Raw genomic sequence first — 7,810 nt, 5'->3', positions numbered from 1 at the left:
GGGGGGGAGTGGGGGAGGGGGGGAGATGAGGGAGATGAGGGAGATGAGGGAGAGGGGGGAGACAAGGGAGACAAAGGAGAGGGGGAAGACAAGGGAAAAATTCTTCCAAGTTGTCGTCCTTGTCGTCCTTGTCGTCCTTGTCCCCTTGTCTCCCTGTCTCCTTGTCCCCTTATCTCCCTGTCTCCAAGTCTGTCCAACTCCTTGCCTCCCTGTCGATACTTCTGTTGCTTCATTCTTGAATTTCTAGATGTCCGTCAATCTCTCCGGACTCTTCTAAAAAACCGATACCGGATAAGGGACGATATGGATAGCTTTGTCGAGGAGTTTTTTGAATGTCTTCTTTGATGGCTTCTAGGTCGATGTAGCGATCGCTTACATTAATTAAACTATCGCTGGTCATTGAGCGCAAACTCACCACTTCTACGCGCACCCCACGATAGCTGACTGAATTGACTGCGTAAGCCAAATCTCCATCGCCACTAACTAACACCGCTGTATCGTATGAATCTACCAATGCCATCATATCTACCGCAATTTCCACATCTAGGTTGGCTTTTTTTGAGCCATCTGGTAACTGCACCAAATCTTTAGCAATTACTCGATACCCGTTGCGACGCATCCACAACAAAAATCCTTGTTGTTTCTCGTTTGTCCGGTCTACACCTGTATAGAAAAATGCCCGCAACAATCTCGATCCACCCGTCAATCTGCACAAAAGCTTCGTGTAATCTATTTCTATTCCTAGTTGCAGCGCTGCGTAAAATAGATTTGAACCATCAATAAATATAGCGACACGACCGCGATTTTCCAAAACTTGTTCTGGCGTAAATATTGAGTCGTTTTCCAAGTTATTCAACATTGCTGTCATACCTCAATTTTATCCTTGTAATAATTGATACTAATTTATCTTTTTTCTTGAGAAGTCAGAGCTGCTTATAATAAGCTTTCAAGCTTATCAATTAAACCCCGCTAATTTTGTTGACAAAAGAAATTAAAAAAGCTAATCGTTTTTTGGCGGATCGATGCGTTGAAAAATTGGTTTTGGTGTACCTAACTTTTGTTCGCTGCTGAGTACTCCCCATGTTGAATGGATCGCAAAAGGTGCAGCAGTTGAACTTTCTATTTGCTGATTAAAGTTGATTTGGAAGCCCAATTGTTGATAAATATCGCTACTGATATCCGGAATAATTGGGGACAATAAATAAGCTGCTAGCCTCACCGATTCTAAAACTGCATACAGTACTTGCTCCACTGCCTGCTGTTGTCCTTTTTTATACAATGTCCAAGGTGCTTGCTCATCGATAAACTTATTACTGGCTCGCACCAGAGTTAAGATAGATTCACAGGCTTGATTAAAAGCTAGTGCTTCATAAGCATTTTTTACCTTTTCTCCTAAATCTAAACCGATCGCTTTCAACGGATTTTCATCAGTGATATCGTCATTTGTAATTTGCGGCACATTTCCCCCGCAGTATTTTTTCACCATGTTCAAAGTGCGATTTAGCAAATTACCCAAATCGTTTGCCAAATCTGCATTCAAAACATTGATGAATCTAACTTCATTAAAATCGCCATCTTTGCCAAATTCGATTTCCTTAAGGAAGTAATAACGAACTGAAGAAGCACCATAAGTTTTAACTAACGCCACAGGATCGAGAGTATTACCAAGGGTTTTCCCCATTTTCTGATTATCTTTGGTTAAGAAACCGTGTCCAAATACTCTTTCTGGAAGTGGCAAATTGGCAGACATTAACATTGCGGGCCAGTAAACTGCATGAAAGCGGAGGATATCCTTACCGATTAAATGCAAGTTGATTGGCATCCATTTTTTTAAGGCGTTTTCTAAAGTCGATTCTGCGTCTTTTGCGTTTAAGGCAGTTATGTAACCCAGCAGCGCATCAAACCAGACATAAAGGGTTTGTTTGGGGTCAACTGGTACTGCAAAACCCCAGTCCAGATTTACCCGTGATATAGAAAAGTCCTGCAAACCCTGATTTACAAAGTTGAGGACTTCATTTCGACGGCTTTCTGGTTGAATAAAATCTGGTCTGGACTGGTATAATTCTTGAAGTTGGTTTTGATATTTGGATAAGCGAAAGAAGTAGTTTTGCTCGTCTCGCCACTCGACTTCTTTGTTGGTGTGGATGGGACAGCGGTGTTTTTCTAACAAATCCCGTTCTTCTTTAAATTCTTCACAGGAAACGCAATACCAGCCTTTTTGTTGTCCCTGGTAGATGTCACCTCGATCCCAAACTCGCTGGAAGAATTCTTTGACGATCGCTTCATGACGCGGATCTGTAGTCCGAATAAAGCGATCGTATTGAATGTTTAGCAATTCCCACAATGAAACAAAACTCGGTACAATTTGATCGCAGTATTCTTGTGGGTTAAGCCCTTTACTTTCTGCTGCCCGCTGAATTTTCAGCCCATGCTCATCTGTACCTGTAATCAGCAGTACCGGGTGTCCTAATAGTCTTTGGAACCGCGCTACCACATCAGCTGCGATCGTTGGATAAGCGCTGCCCATGTGGGGTAAATCGTTTACATAATATAGCGGTGTTGTTAGCGCAAATGTCTTTTCTGTATCCACTCTTTTATCTTGCAGAATCAAAAACAACTTGTTAAAACAGTTTTCTAACGCACTTATGTGTTTAAAACCACGTAATTATATAATATTGTTCCCCAATTTTCAAACAACAATTTAATATTAGCAAATTTCTTTGCTATGCGATTGTTCGCTGCCTAACCGTGAATGCAGCACTTTTTTTGCTTGAACAATCCTGACTGAAGAAGTCTGAAGCATAAAGCATCAAGGCTGAAAAATAATTCCCTTAATTTGGCACAAGTTCTGTCCCTTGTGGGCAAATTCATCTGCTAGATTTTTTTCTGAGTTCAAGCCCTATCGAGGAAAGTGGGTGTTTGATTTCATTGTTTATAATAAGCGCTTTGGTGTTGATGCGGGCTTTTTTTAACTATTTCTTGTGGCTGAAAATAGCACCCATAAGTTCTAAGAAAAGTTTAACTTATTCTGTAAATTAGACATTTCTATCTGAAGACGGTCGTTGCTATAGTAAAGAAATGTAAAACTTATCTCAGAAAAAATGCTGTATTTTCTCAAAAATATATTGACTAAAGTATGAGTGTAAATAGCCCTCTGGATATTTCTCGCTCGTTTCTAGCGACAATCTCAACAAAAATGTTTCGCTATTACGAGGATCGCATTCCCCAAGATGCAAGTGTCTTGGTGGTGAGCAATCATCGCAGCTTCATGGATGCACCAGTTTTAATGGAGGCGTTGTCAAGTCCAATTCGCTTTGCCTGCCATCATTATATGGGGCAAGTACCAATTATGCGAGAGATTGTTACCGGACAATTGGGCTGTTTTCCCTTAGAAAGTCCAGAAAACCGCCAGCATAGCTTTTTTGTGCAATCTCAGAGGCTTTTGCAGTCAAAGCAGATGGTGGGGGTTTTTCCCGAAGGAACTAAGCCAATGGTGAAATTTACTCCTGCGAATCAAGTAGGGGAATTTCAGAGAGGATTTGCTCATTTGGCATTGCGATCGCAAGTTGAGGATTTGGCAATTTTGCCGATCGCGATCGCTTCTTTAGAAGAAATCAGCACTTCTGCATTACCCTTAAGAGTGTTGAGTTTGTTTGACCCTTCAGAACCTTTATTCAATCAACCGGGTTTGCATCCCTTGGTTATTTATCGTCGCCTTGCCGTGTTGATTGGTCGTCCCTATTGGATTATGCCGCAACACAAGGAAAAATACCAGGGCAAACAAGGCAAAAAAGTTGTAGCCGAATTGACAGAACACTGTCATGGTGAAATTGCTAAATTGTTGCGTGAAGGTTGTTATTAGAAAATGGGGAATGGAGCATCGGGCATCGGGCATCGGGCATGGGGCATAGGGCATAGGGCATGGGGTATGGGAAAAAGATTTGACTTTATTCTCACGTTCCCATTGCCCATTGCCCATTGCCCATTGCCCATTGCCCATTGCCCAATGCCCATTGCCCAATGCCCAATGCCCATTGCCCAATTGACTAATGACTACTCAAAAAGTTGATCTAAAACCGTGTTTTTTAACACCTAAAAGACTAAAACCAGAGTATCCGTTGTTGGTATACTTACCAGGGATGGATGGAACTGGTCAATTATTGCGATCGCAAACCGCCGGTTTAGAAGCCGGCTTTGATGTGCGTTGTCTGGCAATACCACGAGAAGATTTAACTAGTTGGGACGATCTGACTAGAAACGTATTGGATTTAATCGACGGGGAATTGGAAAAAAGTCCTAGACCAATTTACTTGTGTGGTGAGTCATTTGGGGGTTGTTTGGCGATGAAAGTAGCGATCGCCTCACCGCAGTTGTTCAAGCGAATTATTATCATTAACTCTGCTTCGGCTTTTAATCTTCGTCCTTGGTTGAATTGGACATCGCAACTAACTAACATCGTACCCGGATATCTTTATGATATTGGTGCGTTGGGGTTGTTGCCATTTTTAGCATCTTTAGGGAGAATTGCCAGAGGCGATCGTCAAGAACTTCTCAAGTCAATGCGTTATGTACCACCAGAAACCGTTCACTGGCGAATATCGTTATTGCGAGATTTTCACGTTGATGACAAACAGTTACGCACCCTGACTCAACCAATTTTAATAATTGCTGGTGGTGACGATCGCCTTTTACCTTCTGTAAGTGAAGCCGAACGTTTAGTTAATATTTTACCTAATGCCAAAATGGTAGTGTTACCTCATAGCGGACACGCTTGTTTGTTAGAAAAAGACATTTATCTTTATGAACTTATGAAGGAAAACAACTTTTTAGAAAAGAGTGCTGAAGCCGTTTCTAAATTAGAAATGAAGTGATTTTTTCAGATGAAAAGGATTTAATGAAACCCGACAAAAGCAAGATTTACATAAAATGATCGAGGATCTTTCAAATCTTCGTCATCTCAAGCATTAATTAAAATTAAACCTAACTGAAGAAAGCGATGAACATAAAGCTAGTTGAATCGTGATTATAAGTAATTCTTGCTTTAGCAACAGAAGAACGTTTATTGCTAGAAAAAAAGTTATTTGGAAATATTCCCTATCCTTCTAGTAATGAACTTATGTATCTTGCTGAAAAAGGAAAAGCATTTGACTTTTTGCATGATGAACCGGATTTATATTCTCTCGAAGACGAGAACCTGTTTAGTCAGACTTGATCAAGGATATATGAGACGATAATATAAATTAAAAAAATCCAATACACATCCTGACACAAGAAACTGTAAAACGGCTTATACCAATTTAAATAATGTTTGCGACACATAAATTCTTCGTAGGGGCACGGCAGTGCCGTGCCCCTACCCATCTGTAGCATTCTTTTTTCGCTCTTGGTATTACTTTTGAATCCCTAATAAATGCGATATCTTCACTAGGAATTGAAGAAAAACGTAGATTAGGGCAAGTTTTAGATAAGGAAATTAATCAAGGTGAAGCAGACTTTTTAGCAGAAGATACTTACGATTGGGGACTTGAAGGACAGCCACAAGGTAAGCTAGTAGAGTATATTCCAAAAGTGGGGCTAACTGTTGTCGGTGGTAGGAAATAGTTAATTTTAAATTAACGACTTACCCTTACAGAGAGATGTCAAGCTCCTCGGTTTCCAGCTACAAGTTGAATAGAAACACTTGTCGGACGTTGCTTGATTTATGAAAGACAAATCCCAAACAGAAATTGAGGTGAATAAATCAGTTAATTCATCACAACCAGCTTCAGAAATAGAAATTAAACCGCAAACTTCAGTAGAAGAAGATACACCGTCTGTATTAGAGTCGTTTGCTAAGTCTGTAGGTGGTGCAGTTGGAACCGCAGTTGGGGTAGGATCGGCATCTGTAGAAATAGCAGTAGGCTTGGGAGAAGTAGCGGCAAAACAAACACACAAGCTAATTGAACAAGCAACTCACACAGCTGGAGAGGTAGTTACTCATCTTGGTGATAACTGGCTAATTAGAAAATTAGCTGGAGTTTTAAATCTCAATTGGCTGATTGGCGTGAGTGACAAAGTTGATTTAGCAAAAGCCGAAGCCGAAGTAAAACAACTACAGCAACAGCATCCCCAAGAATCACCCAGCCAAATTGCCCATCGGATTATGCTGGATAAGGCAACTAAAGCAGGGGGAATCGGACTGGCTACGAGTATTTTACCAGGTGAAGCGTTGGCGCTGTTTGCAGTTGATTTGGCGGCAACAACGCAATTACAGTCAGAAATGCTTTATCAAATTGCATCTGTCTATGGGCTGGATTTAAAAGATCCGGCGCGGAAAGGTGAAGCATTAGCGATTTTTGGTTTAGCTTTTGGTGGTAGTCGTCTTTTAAAAGCCGCAGGATTAGGTTTGCTGCGAAATGTACCTTTTGCGGGTGCGGTGATTGGTGCTAGTTCTAATGCGACGATGATATATTCATTGGGATACGCAGCTTGTCGATTTTATGAAGCAAAGCTGGATGAATCGACTTCGTTGAATTCGGAAGAAACACTTACAGAGTTAAAGAAACAAAGCGAAAATTATTTAGAAAAAGCGATCGCCCAAGAAGCGATTATGGATCAAATTCTCGTTCACATGATCCTCGCCAGCCATCCAGATCGAACTTGGGATGAAATTTTACCACAGTTGCAAACATTAAACCTCAGTCCCACATCTATAGATGCGATCGCCCAAAACATCAAATCACCCCAACCTTTAGATACACTACTCAATCAACTCAACCGCGATTTTGCAGTACCTTTACTTGCTCAATGTTATAGAATAGCCCAACTCAACAACAAAACTACATTAGAAGAAGCAAGAGTGATTAAAGCGATCGGCTCTAAATTTAATATTGATGTCAAGAGTTAGTTGTTAGTGGTTGTGGTTGTTGGTTGGAGCGTTGTTGGTGAGTCAGTGCGATCGATTGCGGGTTTCCCGACAGTCACGCATCTGACAAACCCGCTCGTGTTGTTAGCGGTTAGTTGTTGTTTCCACGCCCGTCGCCCTTGTCCCCCATCTTTGCCCAAAATCTATACACACTTTCACTTATATTTGTTACTATGAATTTATAAACACGGTAAAGCTCGCATACCATGTACAGAGCAGTTAAAGTTAGAATCTATCCCACTTTGGAGCAAGAATCGTATCTTTCTCAATGTTTCGGTAATACTCGATGGTTGTGGAACTATATGCTTAATGCTACTTCTACCGCGTATAAAGAAACAGGGAAAGGTCTATCTAAAGCTGCTATGGACAAGTTGTTACCAAAATTGAAAAAAGAATATGAGTGGTTGGGACTTGCGTATAGCCAAGTTTTGCAACGTGTAACATTCAACCTTTCTAGCGCGTTTATTAATTTCTTTGAGGGACGTGCAAAATATCCTAATTTCAAGTCTAAGCACGGGTTACAATCGATTCAATATCCTCAGAACGTGAAGTTAATTGTTAAAGATTCTACAATTAAATTTCCAGGTTCTTTAAGTGTTGTGAAAGCCGTGTTTCATCGAGATTTGCCGGACGCAAAATTCACCACTGTTACGGTGTCGAGAAATGCTGACGGCAAATACTATGCTAGTATTCTTTTCAACCACGCTACTTGCTACAACAAGGGGAAAATACGCAACGCAATGGCTCAAGAAGAGAATCCTGTAGTTGCAGTTAACGAAGCAATTGGGGTTGATTTAGGCTTAAAAGTGCGATCCGTTGGCTAGAAACTAAAGCCCACAAGGACTTGGAGGATTAGCCGCAAGGTACAGAACCTTGACAACTGAATGACCATGTAGGTGAGAGTCA

The 7,810-nt window shown here is 40.9% G+C and carries 8 protein-coding genes and 1 pseudogene; 5 read left to right on the top strand and 4 right to left on the bottom strand.

Annotated elements, in window-relative coordinates; all coding sequences use genetic code 11:
* The 3 genes and pseudogenes from AABK37_RS38870 to metG form a co-directional block, all read right to left on the bottom strand.
* Positions 1-233, bottom strand: a pseudogene (locus tag AABK37_RS38870) (hypothetical protein); the annotation flags it as partial.
* Positions 230-859, bottom strand: a complete 630-nt coding sequence (locus tag AABK37_RS38865; protein ID WP_039744061.1) for an NYN domain-containing protein — start codon at positions 857-859, stop codon at positions 230-232. The gene AABK37_RS38865 and the pseudogene AABK37_RS38870, both read right to left, overlap by 4 nt.
* Before the next feature lie 141 nt (positions 860-1,000).
* Positions 1,001-2,611 (bottom strand): methionine--tRNA ligase, encoded by a 1,611-nt coding sequence (gene metG / locus AABK37_RS38860; protein ID WP_432556739.1) that lies wholly within the window; start codon positions 2,609-2,611, stop codon positions 1,001-1,003.
* Between the two features lie 525 nt (positions 2,612-3,136).
* Between metG and AABK37_RS38855 the strand changes: the two genes are divergently transcribed.
* The 4 genes from AABK37_RS38855 (at position 3,137) to AABK37_RS38840 (ending at position 6,886) form a co-directional block, all read left to right on the top strand.
* Positions 3,137-3,862: a lysophospholipid acyltransferase family protein gene (locus AABK37_RS38855; protein WP_432556738.1), complete on the top strand. Its 726-nt coding sequence runs from the start codon at positions 3,137-3,139 to the stop codon at positions 3,860-3,862.
* Between the two features lie 3 nt (positions 3,863-3,865).
* Positions 3,866-4,069, top strand: coding sequence for a hypothetical protein (locus AABK37_RS38850; RefSeq protein WP_432556737.1), 204 nt, complete (start codon positions 3,866-3,868; stop codon positions 4,067-4,069).
* On the top strand, positions 4,050-4,871 hold the full coding sequence (locus AABK37_RS38845; RefSeq protein ID WP_432556736.1) for an alpha/beta fold hydrolase: 822 nt from the start codon (positions 4,050-4,052) through the stop codon (positions 4,869-4,871). Before AABK37_RS38850 ends, AABK37_RS38845 begins: the two co-directional genes overlap by 20 nt.
* Positions 4,872-5,701: 830 nt before the next feature.
* On the top strand, positions 5,702-6,886 hold the full coding sequence (locus AABK37_RS38840; protein ID WP_432556735.1) for an EcsC family protein: 1,185 nt from the start codon (positions 5,702-5,704) through the stop codon (positions 6,884-6,886).
* Here AABK37_RS38840 and AABK37_RS38835 read toward each other — a convergent pair.
* A complete protein-coding gene (locus tag AABK37_RS38835) occupies positions 6,883-7,044 on the bottom strand; it encodes a hypothetical protein (protein WP_432556734.1) in 162 nt (53 codons plus the stop codon). The two genes, AABK37_RS38840 and AABK37_RS38835, sit on opposite strands and share 4 nt — an antisense overlap.
* Positions 7,045-7,110: 66 nt before the next feature.
* On the opposite strand from AABK37_RS38835, the gene AABK37_RS38830 reads away from it, so the two are divergent.
* Positions 7,111-7,728: an RNA-guided endonuclease InsQ/TnpB family protein gene (locus AABK37_RS38830; RefSeq protein ID WP_432556733.1), complete on the top strand. Its 618-nt coding sequence runs from the start codon at positions 7,111-7,113 to the stop codon at positions 7,726-7,728.
* The last annotated feature ends 82 nt before the right edge of the window (positions 7,729-7,810 follow it).

It is taken from the genome of Tolypothrix sp. VBCCA 56010 (assembly GCF_050875635.1).
Lineage (GTDB): Bacteria > Cyanobacteriota > Cyanobacteriia > Cyanobacteriales > Nostocaceae > Hassallia.
Note: the sequence above shows the minus strand (reverse complement) of the source record. Positions and strands in the feature narration are given on the sequence as shown.

What these genes read in the sequence shown, in the direction of transcription:
- AABK37_RS38865 (WP_039744061.1), bottom strand. Translation starts at nt 859, where the DNA reads ATGTTGAATAACTTGGAAAACGACTCAATATTTACGCCAGAACAAGTT.
- AABK37_RS38845 (WP_432556736.1), top strand. Translation starts at nt 4,050, where the DNA reads ATGACTACTCAAAAAGTTGATCTAAAACCGTGTTTTTTAACACCTAAA.
- AABK37_RS38855 (WP_432556738.1), top strand. Translation starts at nt 3,137, where the DNA reads ATGAGTGTAAATAGCCCTCTGGATATTTCTCGCTCGTTTCTAGCGACA.
- AABK37_RS38840 (WP_432556735.1), top strand. Translation starts at nt 5,702, where the DNA reads ATGAAAGACAAATCCCAAACAGAAATTGAGGTGAATAAATCAGTTAAT.
- AABK37_RS38850 (WP_432556737.1), top strand. Translation starts at nt 3,866, where the DNA reads ATGGGGAATGGAGCATCGGGCATCGGGCATCGGGCATGGGGCATAGGG.
- AABK37_RS38830 (WP_432556733.1), top strand. Translation starts at nt 7,111, where the DNA reads ATGTACAGAGCAGTTAAAGTTAGAATCTATCCCACTTTGGAGCAAGAA.